This is a genomic window from Leptospira stimsonii, assembly GCF_003545885.1.
GTDB lineage: Bacteria > Spirochaetota > Leptospiria > Leptospirales > Leptospiraceae > Leptospira > Leptospira stimsonii.
In genome coordinates this window covers 349,949-367,867 of sequence record NZ_QHCT01000001.1, presented here as the reverse complement: position 1 = coordinate 367,867, position 17,919 = coordinate 349,949, and the positions used below count along the sequence as shown (strand labels likewise).

17 protein-coding genes are annotated in these 17,919 nt (G+C 42.0%); 16 read left to right on the top strand and 1 reads right to left on the bottom strand.

The genetic code is table 11. The features are described from left to right. Window positions 1-4: 4 nt before the first annotated feature. Window positions 5-970, top strand: coding sequence for a GDP-mannose 4,6-dehydratase (locus DLM75_RS01810; RefSeq protein ID WP_118967924.1), 966 nt, complete (start codon window positions 5-7; stop codon window positions 968-970). 256 nt (window positions 971-1,226) lie between these two features. Here the strand turns inward: DLM75_RS01810 and DLM75_RS01805 are convergent, their stop codons facing one another. Next, window positions 1,227-1,865 carry a SanA/YdcF family protein gene (locus DLM75_RS01805; RefSeq protein ID WP_429945423.1) on the bottom strand — a complete coding sequence of 213 codons (639 nt, stop codon included), beginning with the start codon at window positions 1,863-1,865 and terminating at the stop codon, window positions 1,227-1,229. 220 nt (window positions 1,866-2,085) lie between these two features. Between DLM75_RS01805 and DLM75_RS01800 the strand changes: the two genes are divergently transcribed. The 15 genes from DLM75_RS01800 to DLM75_RS01725 all read left to right on the top strand — a co-directional run bounded on the left by DLM75_RS01800 (window position 2,086) and on the right by DLM75_RS01725 (window position 17,706). Further along, entirely contained in the window at window positions 2,086-2,640 is a 555-nt protein-coding gene (locus DLM75_RS01800; RefSeq protein ID WP_100788024.1) for a Spy/CpxP family protein refolding chaperone, read from the top strand. A gap of 7 nt (window positions 2,641-2,647) precedes the next feature. Beyond that, complete coding sequence (locus tag DLM75_RS01795; RefSeq protein ID WP_118966840.1) at window positions 2,648-3,157, top strand: RNA polymerase sigma factor; 510 nt, start codon at window positions 2,648-2,650, stop codon at window positions 3,155-3,157. A 19-nt stretch (window positions 3,158-3,176) separates the two neighbouring features. Next, window positions 3,177-3,536 (top strand): hypothetical protein, encoded by a 360-nt coding sequence (locus DLM75_RS01790; protein ID WP_118966839.1) that lies wholly within the window; start codon window positions 3,177-3,179, stop codon window positions 3,534-3,536. 220 nt (window positions 3,537-3,756) lie between these two features. Then, window positions 3,757-5,142 carry a cytochrome P450 gene (locus DLM75_RS01785; protein ID WP_118966838.1) on the top strand — a complete coding sequence of 462 codons (1,386 nt, stop codon included), beginning with the start codon at window positions 3,757-3,759 and terminating at the stop codon, window positions 5,140-5,142. A gap of 44 nt (window positions 5,143-5,186) precedes the next feature. Beyond that, on the top strand, window positions 5,187-6,158 hold the full coding sequence (locus DLM75_RS01780) for a M23 family metallopeptidase (RefSeq protein WP_118966837.1): 972 nt from the start codon (window positions 5,187-5,189) through the stop codon (window positions 6,156-6,158). An 18-nt stretch (window positions 6,159-6,176) separates the two neighbouring features. After that, a complete protein-coding gene (gene ligA, locus DLM75_RS01775; RefSeq protein WP_118966836.1) occupies window positions 6,177-8,216 on the top strand; it encodes an NAD-dependent DNA ligase LigA in 2,040 nt (679 codons plus the stop codon). A 459-nt stretch (window positions 8,217-8,675) separates the two neighbouring features. Further along, window positions 8,676-10,571, top strand: a complete 1,896-nt coding sequence (locus DLM75_RS01765; RefSeq protein ID WP_118967923.1) for an AMP-dependent synthetase/ligase — start codon at window positions 8,676-8,678, stop codon at window positions 10,569-10,571. Between the two features lies 1 nt (window position 10,572). Next, window positions 10,573-12,198, top strand: coding sequence for an acyl-CoA dehydrogenase family protein (locus DLM75_RS01760; protein WP_118966834.1), 1,626 nt, complete (start codon window positions 10,573-10,575; stop codon window positions 12,196-12,198). An 18-nt stretch (window positions 12,199-12,216) separates the two neighbouring features. Continuing rightward, the gene (locus DLM75_RS01755; RefSeq protein WP_118966833.1) at window positions 12,217-12,648 is read left to right on the top strand and encodes a MaoC family dehydratase; all 432 of its coding nucleotides are present in this window, start codon (window positions 12,217-12,219) and stop codon (window positions 12,646-12,648) included. A gap of 37 nt (window positions 12,649-12,685) precedes the next feature. Then, window positions 12,686-14,209 (top strand): thiolase C-terminal domain-containing protein, encoded by a 1,524-nt coding sequence (locus DLM75_RS01750; protein ID WP_118966832.1) that lies wholly within the window; start codon window positions 12,686-12,688, stop codon window positions 14,207-14,209. 246 nt (window positions 14,210-14,455) lie between these two features. Further along, window positions 14,456-14,758, top strand: a complete 303-nt coding sequence (locus DLM75_RS01745) for a hypothetical protein (protein ID WP_118966831.1) — start codon at window positions 14,456-14,458, stop codon at window positions 14,756-14,758. Between the two features lie 77 nt (window positions 14,759-14,835). Then, entirely contained in the window at window positions 14,836-15,063 is a 228-nt protein-coding gene (locus tag DLM75_RS01740) for a hypothetical protein (RefSeq protein WP_118966830.1), read from the top strand. A gap of 561 nt (window positions 15,064-15,624) precedes the next feature. Further along, window positions 15,625-15,879 carry a hypothetical protein gene (locus tag DLM75_RS01735; protein ID WP_118966829.1) on the top strand — a complete coding sequence of 85 codons (255 nt, stop codon included), beginning with the start codon at window positions 15,625-15,627 and terminating at the stop codon, window positions 15,877-15,879. After that, window positions 15,876-17,009: a suppressor of fused domain protein gene (locus DLM75_RS01730; protein WP_118966828.1), complete on the top strand. Its 1,134-nt coding sequence runs from the start codon at window positions 15,876-15,878 to the stop codon at window positions 17,007-17,009. The genes DLM75_RS01735 and DLM75_RS01730 overlap by 4 nt, the downstream gene beginning before the upstream one ends. Before the next feature lies 1 nt (window position 17,010). Further along, window positions 17,011-17,706 (top strand): hypothetical protein, encoded by a 696-nt coding sequence (locus tag DLM75_RS01725; RefSeq protein WP_118966827.1) that lies wholly within the window; start codon window positions 17,011-17,013, stop codon window positions 17,704-17,706. The last annotated feature ends 213 nt before the right edge of the window (window positions 17,707-17,919 follow it).

Genomic DNA, 17,919 nt, shown 5'->3' with positions numbered 1-17,919 from the left:
TTCTATGAAATGCCTTATTACAGGAGCCGCTGGGTTTGTAGGTGTTTACCTGCTAAAGGAGCTTAAGGATTCTTATTCCGAATTTTTAGGGATCGGAATTCTTCCCGGACCGAATTTAGAGGACGATCCTGAGCTTCCTAAAACATATCGTTCTACAATTTGCGATATTCGAAACGGAGATCAGGTTCGAAAAATCATTCAAGATTTTTCTCCTGATGCAGTCTTTCATTTGGCCGCACAACCCTTTGTACCTCGTGCAATCGAAGACCCGGGTGAAACGTTGGAGATCAACGTTCACGGGACTATGAATATTTTAGAAGCTCTGCGAGGACTAAAAAAGAAAGTTCGCTTCGTCTATATCTCCTCATCCGACATTTACGGTAACGTTTCCGAGTCGGATCTCCCGGTTTCGGAGTCTGTGATTCCCGCACCGTTGAATCCATATTCTTCTTCCAAATCTTGTGCAGAAATTTATTGCCTTCAGTATCATCGTTGGATTCCGGAAATCGAAGTCGTGATCGCCAGACCCTTCAATCACACCGGGCCAAAACAGAGTTTGAACTTTGTGATTCCGAATTTTTGCGCGCAAGTCTGGAAATCCGCCAAACAAACTGAAGGTGAAAGAAAGATTCTGGTCGGCGATCTGACTTCCACACGCGATTTTTTGGACGTTCGGGATGTCGTACGCGCTTACCGTGTTCTTTGCGAAAAAGGAGAACCGGGCGAGATTTACAATATCTGTTCCGGAAAAGAAATTATAATTCGGGAAATTCTGGATCAGATCATTGCGACTTCCGGAAAACAAATTCCGGTGGAAGTGGATCCTTCTCGATTCCGAGCCGCAGAGATGAGGCGATTGTCCGGTGACAATTTTAAACTTAAGAAGTTAGGCTGGGTTCCCGAGTTCGGATTAGCGGATACGATTCGCGATGTTTATCACTGGGTCGGAACGCAAGTTAAGGAATTCTGAAATTTTTCTGACATCTAAAATTATGGAATCAAATCCGTTTCGCATAACGTAACGGATGTCTTGCGAGTTCAAACGTTGTTTTCCGAATTCCCGTCGAGAATCGGATTTCAAAATCAAAATTTGTTCTTGTTCTTGCGTCTGAATTCCTTTCGCACCTTTCGAGGAAAATCAAGGTCGATCTTTTTCTTTTTGGAAGCGATGGCGAAAGAAGAATTTACTTAAAAATTTCGGATCGATAGAATAATGCAAAAAGAATTTAGAGCACGGATCCTTTCCAGGTCTTTATCCCGCTCCCTTCGATCGGAAACGGATCTCCCAAATACTTCGGATTTGTTTTGAATAGATTCATATCCACCCATGCAAGCGTCCGCGCGAAAAATTCTCGAATACGACTGAACGGTCCGCTCGTGTAAATTCTTCTGTCGGCTTCGAACGCTTGGAACTTCAGACCGATCTTATTCGCAAGGAATGCGGCCCTCGGTTGATAAACTCTCTGACTCACGAAAATCAAATCCTTAACTTGAAAAATTTCTTTTGCACGAACCAAGGTGTCTAACGTTCGAAAGCCGGCGTGATCCACGAATATGTCCCTTTCGTTCACTTCGTTTTTAAGAATGTAGAGGAGCATCGGCTTTACTTCGTTATAATAAATCGAACCGTTGTCGCCGGAGAGAAGAATCTTACGCACCTTTCCTTGATGATACAATTCTAAAGCGCAATCCAATCGATCTTTCAAAACCGGCGAAGGTTCGTTTTTGTAAACCGACGCTCCCGGAACGACAGCAACGGTGGCCGGTCTGGCGGATCTGTGGTTTTGGAATCGTTCGGTATGAAGATACGATTCTTCAAAACTGAAATCGATCGCGATCGGAGCGGCTACGAGAAGGAACAGAATGAATCCGGTCCAAACGTAAAATGTAGGTTTTTTATAGAATTTTAAGCGAAACACAATTGGACAATTCCGTGAAAATCAGGATTGTTTTTTTAGGGCCTTACAAGCCAAATTCAAAGAGAAAAACCCTTTTTTTGTTTTCAGCCGGAAGGATCCGGTAAAAATTTTCGAAACAGGAAACAAACCTTTAGGCTACGGGTCTTATATTTTGAGCAAATACCTCATGAATCTCCTGAATTCAATTGTCAGAATGACCGTCGCCGGTTGCTTTCTTGCGCCGGCGGTTATTTTTTCCCAAGAACTGATGGGGCTCCGCTCCGGTACGGATTCCAATACTTCCGCGCCGGTTCGTCAATTGGCACCGATTCGCCAGCTGAGGAGTTTCGGACTTGTGTTCGGAAATGTGGATACGGTTCGGGAACGATTTGCTCTTTCGGAACAACAATTGGATGAGATTTCAAGAATCAATGAAAAACACAAACAAGCGCATTTTCGTTGGCTCCAAAAAATCTCTCCGATAGAGATCGAACTCGAAGGGCTTTTGATGGAGCCTAACGTTGACTTGACGAAAATTCGAAAACTCTTGATTGAAATCGGAAGATATACGACCGAAATCCGTATCAATCAGATTTCTCATCGCCTCGCTATAGAAAAAATATTAACGCAGGACCAAAAGTCCAAAATCAAAGAGCCTTCTACACGCCAAGAAAACGGATTCCCAGTGAATCTTTTTTCTCCGGAAAGAATTATACTACCAATACAGGGAATCCTACACTGAGGTATCCATGGATCAGAAAGAATTTACCGAGCTAATCGATTCGACAAAACATATCGTCTTGTCCGCGATTAAGAAAAACTTATTTGAAGAATTTCACGACTCGATCGACGACGTAGTGCAGGAAACGTATTTCCGAGCTTACAAAAGTCTTTCCGCAAACAAGTTTCGCGGAGATTCCGCGGTGAGCACTTGGCTTTATACGATCGCAAGAAACGAATCTCTGAGAATGAACCAAAAACGTTCCAGACAAACGGCCCTTGCGAGCAGGCTGAAGGAGAAGGTGATCCAAGATCATTCTATTCAAGAGAAGGAAGCCGCTTCCGCAAGCTTTACCGATTTTGAATTGAAAGATCTTCTCGCCATGCTACCATGGAAATATAAGTCCGTGTTGAGTCTCGTTGGAGAAGGATACAAAGAACAACAGATTGCGGAGAAACTCAGTATTCCCGAAGGAACGGTAAAGTCCCGAGCCTTTCGAGGAAAACAGATGTTAAAGAAAATATTCGTTGATAAGTGAGAGATAGGATAAACAAGGCATGAAATCGAACGGATTCGAAAAAGAAATTTCAGACAGACTTTGTAGTAAGGTTTGGAGTTCTAAAATTTGTGATGGAGTTTATAAAAAACGCAGGTGGAAGATGATCCAATTGGCGTTGGTCACATTTTTATCCGCGTTTTTTTCGAGTTCCATCGTATGGTTCGCGTTTTTTGAAACGAATGAAAACAGCATTGCTCGCAACGAACTTCATTCTTGGGTTCAAGAGCAAATTTACGGAACGACCGCAGAAGCGGAATCCAAGGCAAAAAGCACATTCTTCAATGAAGAAGAATCCAATACGATGCCCGTTTCTTTGGATGTGGATACTTTGATCGAGGCTTCCTTAGATCGAAGATAATTCTTTGAAGTAAGAGAATACGAACGAAGTTCAGGTGATTTTGTTCGTATTCTTCACTGTCTTTACCGAAAGTGAATCGTGATGGAATGATTTTAGGAATTCCGATTCCCTTTAGAAATAAAAATCGAATGCAATATTAGAATTATAGAATTCTAATATGATAAGTGTCTCGGCTGGAGTCCGGCTCGATCCGGAAATAAAATCAAACTTGGAGAATCCAATGTTTTCTTTAAACTCCAGTCTTTCCCCGAAAAAAGACTTACGAAAAATCAAATCTCCTCCCGGTTCCTACGGCCTCTTCGCGCTTCGTCATTTGTATCGAATGCGTAGAGACATCATCGGATTCTTCCAAGACATGCGAAAGAAACACGGGGACGTCGTTTTATTCGGAATCCGTAAAACGAGAATCTTTATGATTCAGAGCCCGGAAGACATCCGTCACGTTCTTCAGGAAAATAGCGCCAACTACCATAAGAGCGTCTTTTACATCGAACTTAAAAGAATTTTAGGAAAGGGACTTCTCACTTCGGAAGGAGACTTCTGGAAGAAACAGAGAAGGCTCATTCAACCCGCGTTTCATCGTCAGAGAATATCAGAATTTACTCAGATCATGGCGGGGGAAACTCAGAATATTTTTCAAGAATGGGAATCCAGACAAAAAAACGGAACTCTCAGGGTGGATCTTTCGGAAGAGATGATGAGACTCACCTTTGCGATCGTGGGCAAGACCTTGTTTCGATCCGATGTGAAGGAATATTCCGAAATCATTGCGAAGAATGTCGAAATCGCGATGCAGGAAGTAACCAAACGTTTGACAATGGTCTTTCCTCCGCCGGTTCATTGGCCTCTCCCCGGAAATCTAAGACTCAGAAAGTCGATCGAATCGATGAACGAAGTCATCTACGAACTGATCGATCAAAGAAGAAAAAATCCATCGAATGATTTGATTAGTATGCTTTTGGAAATCCAGGACGAAGAAACCGGCGAAAAGATGAGCGTCGAACAGGTTCGAGACGAAGCGATTACTCTTCTTCTCGCCGGACATGAAACGACTGCGAACGCATTGACTTGGGCATTTCATCTTTTATCAAATCATCCGGAAGTTTTTTCCAAACTCAAAGAGGAAGCGAAGAATGTTTTGGGAGAGAAGATTCCATCCTTAGAAGACGTCGGATCTCTGACTTATTCAAGAATGGTTTTGGAAGAATCGATGCGCCTTTTTCCGCCGGCCTGGACAGTCGAACGATCCGCATTGGGTTGGGACGAGGTCGGAGGATACAAGGTTCCTCCGGGAACGAACGTTTCCATATGTATCTATACGATTCACAGAGATCCTCGTTTTTGGAAAGAACCAGAAACGTTCTGGCCGGAACGTTTCTCGGAGGAAAACTCGAAAGATCGCCCGAAATACGCGTACATCCCGTTTGGCGGCGGTCCGAGGATTTGTATCGGAAACGTCTTTGCGATGACCGAAGGGATTCTTATCCTAAGTATGATCGCGAGAAGATTTGATCTGAAGCCCGTTCCTGGACATAAAGTAGAAATGGAACCTTTAGTCACATTAAGACCGAAATACGGAATGTTGATGGATCTGGTTTCCACTTGACCTATACTTCCCCGGAATAGACTCTTTATCTGGAGTCTATTCCCATGGAAAAGGAAATCCGCAAACGACTGGATCAAGTAAAGGAAAAGGGTCATCAAAGACTCACAGTACTGTTGATCCCTCATGGATTCGATAAATCATTTCATTTTCAAATATCAGTATTCACGATCTTCTTCTTGTTCAGCCTTTTGGTTTCCATTTTAGGAATCGCCGTATTCGGGATCGTTAAATACAACAATACAAGAAAGCAGATCAACGCTCTCGCGCAGGTTTACGGTAAATACTTCGACGAATACATCGAATATTCAGAACAACTGGAAGGAGTGCAGGATGATTTTCTCGCTCTCACCGAAAGTCTCGAAGAAATTTATTCCCTTGTGGATGGAGAAAGGGACGAAATGCTCAAACTTCCGGACGAATCGGATATCGAATCGATCGCTCTCGCAGAATTAAAAACGGAAGAAGCGGCAGACAAAGATTTGATGTTGGGAAGAAGTTATCTTTCCGAAATTTACGGTTATCGTACCGCGAGAGTTTACATGGATAAACAACGTCCTCTTATGGATAGTGTTTATGACTTTCTCAACTCAAGATATGATATCATGGACGCGCTTCCTTTCGGAGAACCGCTTTATTCTTATAATCTCACTTCTTATTTCGGAACCAGACGTTCACCTACTACCGGTTATATGGAATACCACGACGGGATCGATCTTGCAAACGTGCCCGGAACTCCGATCTATGCGACTGGCAACGGTCGAGTACACAGAGTGATCTATTCCAACCGCGGTTATGGAAATCATATCGTCATTCAACACGCGAACGGTTATTTTTCTCTTTTCGGACATTGTACGAGAATTTTTGTAAAAGACGGACAACAGATTCGAAAGGGAAATTTGATCGCAACAGTAGGATCGACCGGTAACGTGACCGGCCCGCACTTGCACTACGAAGTATGGCTGGGAGAATCCAATCGTACCGATCCGATGGAATTTTTAAAAGTTCCCGTTTATTAAACCTGCTTCCGATTCGATATGGCTAAGAAAAAAGAGACCGTAGACAAATCTCTTTCCGAGAAAGAGGCAAAGAAAGAAATAACCAAGTTGATGGATGAGATTCGTATTCATCAACATTCTTATTACGTAAAGAATAACGCTACGATTTCTGATTTCGAATTCGATAAACTTTTTCGAAGACTACAGGATCTTGAGGAACAATTTCCTCAACTGAAAGATCCCGCCAGCCCGACCTTAGTCGTCGGATCCGACTTGGACAAAGACTTTGAAAAATTTCAGCACAAACTTCCGGTTCTTTCTTTGATCAATACTTACAACGATGAGGAACTTTTGGATTGGGTCAACAAAACCGATCCGGAAGGAATTTATTCGGTAGAATGGAAAATTGACGGAGCTTCTATCGTTCTATATTATGAAAATGGAATGTTGCAGAATGGCGTAACTCGCGGTTCCGGAGGAATCGGAGACGACGTAACCGATAATATTAGAACAATTCGAAATATCCCGCTTCGATTGCCGGATGCTACGAGCGTCTATTTGCGGGGCGAAGTTTTTATGACATATAAAGACTTCGAAGAATTCAACGAACTTTCTTCCGGTAAATACGCAAATCCTCGGAATCTTGCGGCTGGATCCATCAAACAAAAGAATTCTTCGGATACCGCAAAACGTCCTTTGAGAATTTTTACATACGACGCGACCTTTCCCAATCAAACTAAAAAACTAAAAACTCATCAGGAAATTCTTTCTCAGTTAGAAAAGCTGAAATTTCCATTGGCTCCTGATACCGTCTATGTGACCGGGTCCAAGATCGCGAAGACAATCAAAGATTTCAAAAAGAGGAAGGAGACTCTTGGGTTTCCAACGGATGGACTTGTCATCAAGCTAAACGATATTTCGAAAAGAGACGCTTTGGGTTATACTTCCCATTCACCGCGTTGGGCTCGTGCTTATAAATTCGACGCAGTGATGAAGGAAAGTAAGATCGTAGCGATCACTTATGCGGTCGGGCGCACCGGAAAAATTACACCGAGAGCGGAAATAGAACCGGTAAGTTTAGCGGGAACCACCGTAACTTTTGCCACCTTACACAACCAAGACTATATCGACGAACTCGGAGTTGGAATCGGAGCGATCGTTAGAGTCGCTAAAAGAGGCGAGATCATTCCGGCGGTAGAAGAGGTCGTAACTCCGGGTAAGGATGTCTTTAAGATTCCGGATCGTTGTCCTTCGTGTAAAACAAAAACGATTAAGAAAGACGGCTTGGTCGATTTGTTTTGTCCGAACTCCGATTGCCCTGATCGAGTGAAGAATGGAATCATTTTTTTCTGTCAAAGAAAACAAATGGACATCGAAGGACTCGGAGATAAACAGATCGAATTCTTATATGATCATGATTATATTCGATCCATTGCCGATCTTTACGATCTAAAAGATAAAAAAGAAAAGCTAATGGAAGAGGAAGGTTTCGGAGAAAAGAGCGTTTCCATCATTCTCAAAGGAATCGAAGATTCCAAACAAAAAGATTTCCGATTCGTTCTTCCTTCGATCGGGCTTCCCGAGATCGGTCATAAGGTTACGGAATTATTGATTGAACACGGTGTTAATTCTATCGATCAAATTTTGGACATTTCGAAAAATCCAAAGAAGATCGAATCGCTTTTGGAAATTCCCGGCATCGGCCCTTCTACGGTTCAAGCGTTCGGAGAGAATTTCAAAGATAAGAAGATTCTAAAATTACTAGAAAGACTCAAGAAAGCCGGACTCAAGATGAAAGCCGATCCTATAAAAGTCGCCGATCGTCAACCGTTTGCCGGCCAATCCTGGTGCGTGACCGGATCCTTTGAAAACTTTCAGCCGAGAGATAAGGCGATGGATTTGATCGTCTATTACGGTGGAAGAAAAGTAAGCGCCGTGAGTTCGAAAACGACCCATCTTTTAGCCGGTCCCGGTGCCGGTTCTAAATTAGAAAAAGCGAATGAACTTGGAATCACCGTTTTTGATGAAAATCAATTCTTAGATTTGTTGAAGTCGCAAGGAATCGATTTTAGAAATTGAATTGATTCTGAGTCGCTTCTTCTATTCATTCTAATTCATCCACGTAAGGAAGTTGAATGATATTCGACTTATATTTTTTCCTTCCATTCCGATCCTGAATTCCGTTCCTGCTTTCCTTTTTCTATTAGGATTTTTTAATCGTGCGATTTCAAATTCCCAATTCTTTTTTCGGCGATTCGAATGTTACAGAAATCGGATTCTCTATTGACTTTGCTTTACACGGTGTTCGGATTTCTTTTTCAAAATTTCATTTACGAAAGGAGAGAACATTTCGGTTTATCAGAAACCGACAAAAGTTGGTTTTTGCCCCTTTCATTGGATGAAGCATCCGATGAAAGAGTGAACAAACGTTTATTTCGTTTCAAATTCGTTGTGTTTCACAAAAAGAACTTGATAGACTGACTTCGATTTCTATTCTTTCTGCCGGAAGAGAATATTCTTTTCTCGAGGGGAATGATTTTGGAGACAGATTTTAAATACTTATACGATCTTTTGGAACGGTCCGCGAAGCGTTTTCCGAACAAAGAAACATTTTGTAAGAGAACTCAGAACGGAATTCAGGGAAGGACTTTCTCCACTCTCAAGGACCAAGTCGATGAACTTACGGCGGGCCTAATCGCTGAAGGAATTACAAAAGAAGACAAGGTCGTTTATCTTTGCGATTCGAGTGTGAATTGGTTTTTAGCGGACTTGGCGATCATCAGCTCGGGGGCGGTCTGCGTTCCGAGAGGAACCGATGTCGTAGACGAGGATATTCTTTATATAGTCAATCATTCGGAAAGTAGATACGCGATGGTTCAAAGGGATAAAGATAAGGCGCGATTGGTTCAACTCGCTTTACAAATTCCCGGGATCAAAAAAGTTTTCGTCTTAGAAGATGATAAGGGAGAATTGAGATCTGGTCCGGAAAGTGTTCTGAGTTTGATCCATTCCGGAAGAGAATTTCTAAGAAGTCATCCGAACGCCGTGAGAGATCGTTTGAAGGAGAAGTCTCCGGATGAACTTGCGACTCTGATTTATACATCGGGGACGACGGGGGCTCCAAAAGGAGTCATGCTCAATCAAACCGGTTGGATTTCTGCTGTGGAAAAAGTAATCGGTTTTGCGGGTTTGACCTCGGAAGATTCGGGTGTTAGCCTTCTTCCTCCTTGGCACGCATTTGAACGGGCGATAGAATATTGCACCGTTGCTCTTGGAGTCACATTCTTAATTTCTAATATTACTTCTTTGAAAGAGGACCTTCGGGACTTTCGTCCGACTCTTTTTCCTTCCGTACCGCGAATTTGGGAATCTTTGTATAACGGAATCATGGCGAAGGTCTCCAAAGAATCGGCTTTCAAAAGGGCTTTGTTTCATTTTTTCCTGAAAGTTGGAATGATCTGGTCGCTTAACAAATCCATTCTTTTCGGATATGACTTTCAAATCGAAAAACCTTCGTTTTTCAAAGAATCCACGAGACGTTTACTCGCGCTCTTGAAACTAACCTTTCTTTCTCCGCTCAAGGTCCTTGCGATTCTAATCTTCTCATCGGTTCATAAGGCGTTAGGTGGAAGATTAAGAGTATCCGTATCTGCCGGAAGTGCGCTTCCGAGTGTTGTAGATAAATTCTTATCTGCGATCGGTTTGATCGTTTTAGAAGGATACGGAATGACGGAAACTTCCGCCGTGACGTCGATTCGAAAACCGAAAAAACCTTCTTCCGGAACGGTCGGAATTCCGGTGGCAGGTTATGAGTATCGTTTAAAAGACGAAGCCGGAAATCCGATTCCGAAAGGAAGTACGAAAAAAGGGACTCTCTGGCTCAAATCGAAACAAATCCTTATGGGTTATTACAAACGTCCCGAACTCAACGAAGTCGTTTTTGACAAGGACGGTTTTTTTGATACCGGGGATATCATGCGAGTGAATTATAGAGGAGAACTTTCCTTTGCCGGGCGCGCGAAGGACACGATCGTCCTTACTGGCGGAGAAAATATCGAACCGGTTCCGATCGAGGATCAACTACTCAATTCTCCATTTATCAATCAGGTCATGGTTACAGGACACGAAAGTAAACATCTTGTTGTTTTAATTGTGCCGGACTTTGATAGAATGAAAACGGAGATAGAAGGAATTCCCGAAGACCCGGCACAGTGGAATCAAAATCCAAAAGTTCGGGAAGTTTTTAAGAAAGAGATTTCATCCAGAATTTCACGTAAAGGCGGATTTAAGGCGTTCGAATTGATACCACAAAACGCATTTTACGTCGTGCCAAGACCGTTCGATCCGGATAAAGAAATGACTCGAACTTTAAAAATGAAACGAAACGAAATATTAGAAAACTTTAAAAAAGAAGTAATGGAGTTAACTAAGTAAGATGTTGTTTTTAAATCCATATTTAAAAAACGAAGATAGAGACTTTTATATCACGGTAAAGGAATTCGCAAAAGAAAGAGCGCTTCCAACCGTGGAACAAAGAGACGAAGACTGCACCTGGGATGATGAACTTTGGAAAGAGATGGGAAGTATGGGATTACTTGGAATTCCTCTTCCGGAACAATACGGAGGACAAGGAGGAAGTTGCTTCCAGTGTTGTCTCGCGCAGGAAGCGTTTAACGCCGGTTCGTTGGACTCAGGGTTCGGACTTTCCTGGGGGGCGCACATGATCATAGGGACTCTTCCGATTCTTTTTCAAGGAACGGAGGCACAAAAGAATAAATATTTACCGAAGCTCGCTTCCGGTGAATGGATTGCCGGTTTAGGTTTAACTGAACCGGATTCCGGTTCCGATGCGGCGGGAATGAGAACTTTCGCGGAAAAAACGCAAGGCGGTTTTATTCTGAACGGAAGTAAGATGTATATCACGAACGGTCCGAATGGACAAGTTTTTATCGTGATGGCTCGAACGACAAAGTCTCGCGGTCCGATGGGAGTTTCCGCGTTTATCGTAGAATCCAATATGAAAGGATTCAAAGTTTCTAAAGTTCTAAAAAAATTAGGCCACAACACTTCCACGACCGCTGAACTTTCTTTCGAAGATATGTTCGTTCCTGAGGAAAATTTACTCGGTCCTCTCAATTCCGGTTTTTTAAGAATCGGAAAAGCCACCTTGGAATGGGAAAGAACGGTTCTTCTTGCCGCTTTAATGGGAGGAATGGAATATTCAATAGAGAGTTGTTTACAATACGCTTGGAATCGACATCAGTTCGGGAAACCGATTCTTTCCTTTTTTGCGATGAAGGAAAAAATAGCGAGAACCTGGGTTTATCTCTGCGCGGCAAGAAGGGTCATTTATTTCGTCGCACGCAAAAAAGATGCAGAACCGGATGTGAGTCTTCCGATGGAAAGCTCGATCGTAAAAGTTTACGCTTCCGAAGTGAGTGAAGAAGTAGCATCGGATGCGGTTCAGATTTTCGGTGGAATGGGTTATATGAGAGAAGTTCCCGTAAGCCGTCTTTATAGGGATGTAAAACTCGGCACCATCGGAGGTGGTACTTCCGAAGTACAGAGAAGTATCATTTCAGCAAGTTATGGCGGTTACGATAAATTTAAGAATATCATTGAGAGCGCAGTTTCCGAAGAAACTCGGATCGCCTCCGAGAAAAAAATCAAAGACAATCCCGTTGCAAAGCTGATTACAAAGCTCGAGAAACTCATTCGCACGGTTGGAGAGAATCCGGAAAGAAAAAAAAGACAACCTTTTGAATTCGGCTTTGCCGATCTTCTGACCTTGACCACCATTCTCAAATTAAGCGTTTGGGATTTGCTCGAAGACAGCAATCATTACAAGGTTTCCGATAAGGAAAGAGATATTCAAATTCTTGCATATTATTTGACTGCTCGTTATATACGCGGAATCGGTTATCTAAAAGAATTGGATGAACAAGGTGTTAACGAATTCTTAAAGGCATTTGGCGATTTAACCGTTCCGGAAAAGGAAGTCGAAAACTGCATCGAATTCTTAAAAGAGGGAATCCTCGGAGCTACTGCGGTTTCCGCATAAATTTACGGAGAATTTTGAATGTACCAAAAAGGGAAATCCTACGGAGAAATTCAAATCGGCGATAAAGCGAGTTTTTCAAAGACGATCACGGAAACGGACATTTATCTTTTTGCAGGTATCAGCGGGGATTTTAATCCACTTCACGTGGACGAAGAATATGCAAAGACGACCATGTTCGGAACAAGGATCGCACACGGGGGGCTCGCGGCCTCTTTACTCGCGCCGGTTTTGGGAATGAAACTCCCCGGGTTGGGAACCGTCGCTTTGGAAACGGTGACCAAGTTTCGAAAACCGGTATATCCCGGAGATACGATCACATGTACCGTCGAAGTAAAATCTAAAGTCGAGAGATTAAAGATGGTGGAGATGAAAATTCTCTGGACCAATCAAAAAGGGGACACGATCGGAAAGGGGGAATGTAAGGTTCTTCCGCCGGACCCAAATTCTTGATTCTTTCTTAATTAAAAAAAATCCAAAAGGCAAGTTTATGAATCCCGTTTTATTAGGAATTAGCGATTCGATCGCAAACGATTTTCCGGAAGAATACAAAGAATGGTCCGGAGAAAAAAAAGTATTAGAACATTATAAAAAATCAATATCCGATCTTCTTCAGTTTTTGGAAATGAAACCGGAAGTTCTTCAGAATCTTCTCACGGATTTTGTGAGTATAGAGCCCGCTTCATTAGGTAAGTCAGGTTATGGACACAGCGTCCGTATTGCGAATGAACTCGGTTATACGGGATTTCGTTCGCATTTGATCGATTTGGGCGGCGCGAGTGTAACCGGTGCGATCGGACAAGCAAGAATGATTCTTCAATCCGATCCGGAAGCGGTGGTTTTAGTCGCCGCGGCGGATATCCCTAAATCTTCTTTCAAACAGGTTTCCGACTTGAAACGTTTGAATGAAACCGTTTGTCATCCGGTTTTCGAGCTGAACTATGGCGCGACGTTGATTGCTATGTACGGACTTCTTATGAAAAGAATGATGTTCGAGCACGAAATCAGTCAAAAGGATTTAGAAGATATCACAAGACGATTTCGATCCAACGCGATTTCCAATCCGAGGGCGAGCGTTTATCAACAAGAAATTACCGAAAAACAAATCTCTCGTACGATTGCGGATCCGTATTCTACTCCGATGATCGCCATTGTTACCGATCACGGCTTTGCAACCTTACTTATGTCCGAGAAAAAAGCGAAGAAGCTTCAAGCTCAAGGAAAACTAAGAAAGGATTTGGCACCGATGTATCTTATCGGCTCCGGTCATGCGGCTCACTCGGAGTATTTTATGCTCAAAGGTGATTTTGCGACTCCTGCGGGATTGGCTGGAGAAATCGCGTTTGCTTCTGCTGGAATACAAAGGGAGGACATCGATTACGCGTGGATCTACGATTGTTTTACCGGGATGGTGATTCTTCAATCCTCCGAATATTTCGGATTATCGAAGAAAGAAATTGCACAAACTCTGAAGAACGGAGAGCTACAATTTAAGAATGGAAAAAAAATTAAGATCAATGAGATGGGCGGAATTTTAAATTACCAGGCCGCCATGTCTATGTCTGCCGCAACCGGGTTAATCGACCTTGCGGCGCATTACGGATTGTATTCTAAAGCAGTTCCGAACATTCAAGTGACACGACCTGGAAAATCTCTCTTGGGTGGAAACGGCGGCGTGGATAGCATCAATTCCGTTGCGATTTTTTCATCAGAATCTTTTAAAGTAAAATCGAAGTCCGTAAAACGTCCGAAACTCTTCTTAAACCAGAACGGCGCAAAACAAAACGAGATTGGAACGGTTTATTCTTCTACAACCGTTAACATGAACCCCGGTTCTTTTACAAAAGCGCCTTATTCACTTGTCCTCGTGAAGATGAAATCCGGTAGATATGTTATGGTAAATGCATATAATAAGAATGGCGAGCTCCTAAAAACGGACGAAACACTAGAAATCGATCGTTCGAAATTAAAAATTGTAAATGAAAACGGTTTTTTAAAAGGAATTTTATCTTGAATTGAAAGAAATTTCCAAGAAGATCAGTCTGTACATTTTCCGAGAATCTTCGAAGAAGAATAGTCAAAGAAGGTGTTGTTTTTCGTGGATCTCGAAATGGAAAAGCTGATTCTAAATTCAGTTGCAGTTGTGGAACGAGAATAGTTAGATTTCCGACCGGTTCCTTTTTAGCATTCTTCAAATACAAATACGCTAATTCGGACTTAGGACGGGTGAGGGATTTTTCTCTCAGGATTGGTTCGAATTATGCACATTAAGGCTGAGAATATACAGACTGGTCAGATTCGCATCTTTAACGGATCCGATTTGATCTTAATTCCAGATTCTTCCCATGAACAAGAAGGAACCATGTTTCTCCACGGAAGGAAGGTCGAGAATTGTCTGAATCTACGGAAATACTCCACGTTCTTTGTCGTATCGGATTCTGTCTCTAAAACCGGATTTCCGGATAAAATCAAATTGCAAGAATTCGGTCCGGACGGGTCGGTAATTGAAATTTCAGAAAGCAAAATGGACTGTTATCGCGTTATGGGAATATTTTTGGAATAAGATTCACTTTCTGCTGGATTCGATCCGAAGCATTCATAGAATCCGTATCCACTATTCTTTTCCGAGGGGAATTCATCATGGTCCAAAAAAAGAAGACCAAAATCCAAAAAGCGACTCCGAAAAAAAAACGAGCTTCCGTGTCTTCCTCCGTAAAAAAGAACGACATTCGTCTTTCGGACATGGTAGATTTAGCCGCTGAGGAATTCGTTAAGACGATTGAAATTATGGCGAAACTCTCAACAGCCAGTCGAACCAAATTGAAAAACTCGATCAAATCTGCGGCAAAGAATATCCTTCAAGGATAATAAGAACGATACTTTCGTTCTTAGTTTTTTTCGGAGAATTTCATGAACGAAGGATGATTTATCTTTTTAGAATCGATTCGGCATATCTGAAATTGAGAAATCGGTAGGTTTGCCTCAGAAGATTCCTGAGTTCAGTATACGTTGCCGAGAAAAAAGTGTGCCAAAGTTTATTTTCTTTTTTTTCAAAGCAGTCAATTTATTTCCAAAAAAAGAACGATTGAAGAAAAAACTTTTGGAAAAAAATTTCCAAAATGATTCGATTTTTTTTAGGAATTGTAGTCCACTGTAAGTATGGAAAACTTATTTCTGATCACCTTACTCTTCTTAATTCTCTTTGAGCAGTATAAAACCAGGGTTTCCCGGGAACGAATTCCAATTCGAGCTCTTAAACAATACGTTCACCGTTAGTTTTCGAGTAAATTTGAACCGGGTAAGCTTTTGAGGCTCCCGGTTTTTTATTTTTTAAACCTGCCTTTTTCCGATTCTACTTATAGAATCGCTTCTTTAGAGAGTTGAAACATTCTTATTCCGCTGGAACCTTGTCTAAAGACCGAGGAAAGCATGTATAAGAAACCGATGACTCCTACCCTAGCCGTAGAAACGTTTATCCGCGCCAAAAAGAATCAGGAACCGATCTCCGATGAAGTCGTGATGGTCTTAGATTCTTTCGAAAACTGGAATGAAATCGAACTTACCGGACTTCTCAACGCTTCTTTTTATCAGCCAGAAGTTCTAAACGAGTACAGATCCGAAACAGCGATCCAAAGTCTTCTCGAAAAATTTAAAAAAAGAATCGTGGATATTCCTATTCAATGAATCAAACGATGGAACCAAAAGTTATTTACCAAGAGGCCAATCCTTACGGAACCTTCACCGCGTTTTTGGAAGACGACGGAAGGACGGTTTATCTCTATCTCCAAGGAGAACAAAATCCCGAGTTCGGCATCAAGTCCGTCTGGGTTTGCAATCGAGTCGAGGCGCCTGAGCAGAGAATTCGAGAAGACCTTTCCGATGGATTAGCACCGATTCTTCTCAAATCGGAAGTATTGGATTCTAAACCTCATGCGGCACTAGAAGAAAAAGATCTCTATTTTATTTGGACGGAAGAAGGAGACGGAGTCGCTCTTTTTTACAAGGAAACGTTGTATGCGTTTCTTCCTCCTTGGTCCGGGATCAAAGGATTTCACGGTTATTCGATTCATGCGAAAGTAGATTCACTCACTGCATATCCTTTGGGAAATTCCGAATTCGGCGTAATTCCGGATCGGGTCCAAGCTTCTCGAGATTTTTGGGAAGCACGTTCTAAAAAAGGCGCTTGGAAAGAAATTCAAGAGAAACGTCTTCATTTCTTGGAATCGAAACTAGGAAAACACGATAAATATTGGTCCGCTGACGGTGGAAAATATCCTCAACTCGGAATTGTTCGGTTTCGTTCACCTGAGAATCCTGATGTTTGGATTTATACCACTATCGGAATGAGCGCTCAGAATATGCCTTCCGTAGAGCTCTTCCACAAGGATTATGAGGACTACGCGCGTATCGAGCTTGTATTGTCGGTAAAGATCGGTTCCGAAGGCCTGGAGAGATCGGAGTCATGGGTTCCCCATCTAATCGGCGAACTCATCCGTTTTCCTTGGAATATGGCGAAATGGTTCGGTAACGGACATACGATTTCCATGTCTCGGAAGGATCCCGAAGCCCTGTATCTCAATTTCACTTCGATTTTATTTCGAGATTTAGAAACCTTTTCTCCTGGTGAGAACGTACCCGATTTAAGAGGTCTGATTTCTGAAAATGGAAAACAGATTCGATTCTTATCGTTATTACCCGTTTCGGAAGAAGAAAAAGAATACGCACAGAAAGATGGAATTCAATCCTTCAATCAGATCTGGGACGAAAAGAACTTTCCTTGGTTTCATGACGCGGAAAGACATTCACTTATCTAAAATGGTTTTTATGGAAGAAATCACCCGCGCAATCAGACGTTATTCGAATCAGTCCGCATTTCTTTTAACTTTGATTTGTTTCGGATTAATCTGGGTGACTCTTCCGTTATCTCTTTTATCCGAAAGTACAGATCCTCTTAGCGCGGAAGTTCAGGAAAAGATCTGGCAAGAAATTTATAATCAAGATTTTCATTCTTCTAAGAAGTTAGTACAATTAGAACTTTCTAAGAGTGGTAAAAATGAGACAATTCCTCTCTTATCACTCTTGGAAATTTCTTTAAACGGACTTCAGAGACACAAACAAGCGAATGAAACGCGCAGAAGAATCTTATCTTTCTGGGAAAAAAAGTTTAAGAAGTCTTTCTTAGAGGAAAATTATCCGATCAATCTTGCTACTTGGACGAGAATGATCGTCGTAAAACCGGATTCTCTCTTGTTGGGTGCTGAATATTTCATTCCATATCCGATCAATGCGGGGAAAGACGGCTTCTATTATCATAAGTTTACCTTATACAATCGCTTTTCAAGAAAGCCTACAAGGTTCTTTAAACTAGAAAGATCACCGGCAACCAATCAAGAATATCGTCTTTATGAGATCAATGCGGACGGTGAATCGAAACAAATCAAAGTTTATGGCGATATTTTGCCCGAGATGAAGGACGAAATGATATTTCTTACCGGATTTTTAGGTTTTTAAGCTGGTTTCAGCTCGAATCTGCGATCTATAACGATCAATTTGATGTGTATAAAAGAAAAAACCCGCTTCGAAAAGCGGGTTTTAAAGTTTCATCCCTTCTTAGAATGAAAGTGTGTTGCGAGATTACTTATTTCTTCTTCGCAACTTTCTTTTTAGCTGCTTTTTTCTTAGCAACTTTTTTCTTAGCTGCCTTCTTTGCTGCTTTCTTTTTTG

Excerpts from the sequence above, each read along its gene's own strand:
- DLM75_RS01740 (WP_118966830.1), top strand. The coding sequence starts at position 14,836 with ATGGTCCAAAAAAAGAAGACCAAAATCCAAAAAGCGACTCCGAAAAAA.
- ligA (WP_118966836.1), top strand. The coding sequence starts at position 6,177 with ATGGCTAAGAAAAAAGAGACCGTAGACAAATCTCTTTCCGAGAAAGAG.
- DLM75_RS01760 (WP_118966834.1), top strand. The coding sequence starts at position 10,573 with ATGTTGTTTTTAAATCCATATTTAAAAAACGAAGATAGAGACTTTTAT.
- DLM75_RS01795 (WP_118966840.1), top strand. The coding sequence starts at position 2,648 with ATGGATCAGAAAGAATTTACCGAGCTAATCGATTCGACAAAACATATC.
- DLM75_RS01745 (WP_118966831.1), top strand. The coding sequence starts at position 14,456 with ATGCACATTAAGGCTGAGAATATACAGACTGGTCAGATTCGCATCTTT.
- DLM75_RS01785 (WP_118966838.1), top strand. The coding sequence starts at position 3,757 with ATGTTTTCTTTAAACTCCAGTCTTTCCCCGAAAAAAGACTTACGAAAA.
- DLM75_RS01810 (WP_118967924.1), top strand. The coding sequence starts at position 5 with ATGAAATGCCTTATTACAGGAGCCGCTGGGTTTGTAGGTGTTTACCTG.
- DLM75_RS01730 (WP_118966828.1), top strand. The coding sequence starts at position 15,876 with ATGAATCAAACGATGGAACCAAAAGTTATTTACCAAGAGGCCAATCCT.
- DLM75_RS01755 (WP_118966833.1), top strand. The coding sequence starts at position 12,217 with ATGTACCAAAAAGGGAAATCCTACGGAGAAATTCAAATCGGCGATAAA.
- DLM75_RS01750 (WP_118966832.1), top strand. The coding sequence starts at position 12,686 with ATGAATCCCGTTTTATTAGGAATTAGCGATTCGATCGCAAACGATTTT.
- DLM75_RS01725 (WP_118966827.1), top strand. The coding sequence starts at position 17,011 with ATGGTTTTTATGGAAGAAATCACCCGCGCAATCAGACGTTATTCGAAT.
- DLM75_RS01790 (WP_118966839.1), top strand. The coding sequence starts at position 3,177 with ATGAAATCGAACGGATTCGAAAAAGAAATTTCAGACAGACTTTGTAGT.
- DLM75_RS01800 (WP_100788024.1), top strand. The coding sequence starts at position 2,086 with ATGAATCTCCTGAATTCAATTGTCAGAATGACCGTCGCCGGTTGCTTT.
- DLM75_RS01735 (WP_118966829.1), top strand. The coding sequence starts at position 15,625 with ATGTATAAGAAACCGATGACTCCTACCCTAGCCGTAGAAACGTTTATC.
- DLM75_RS01780 (WP_118966837.1), top strand. The coding sequence starts at position 5,187 with ATGGAAAAGGAAATCCGCAAACGACTGGATCAAGTAAAGGAAAAGGGT.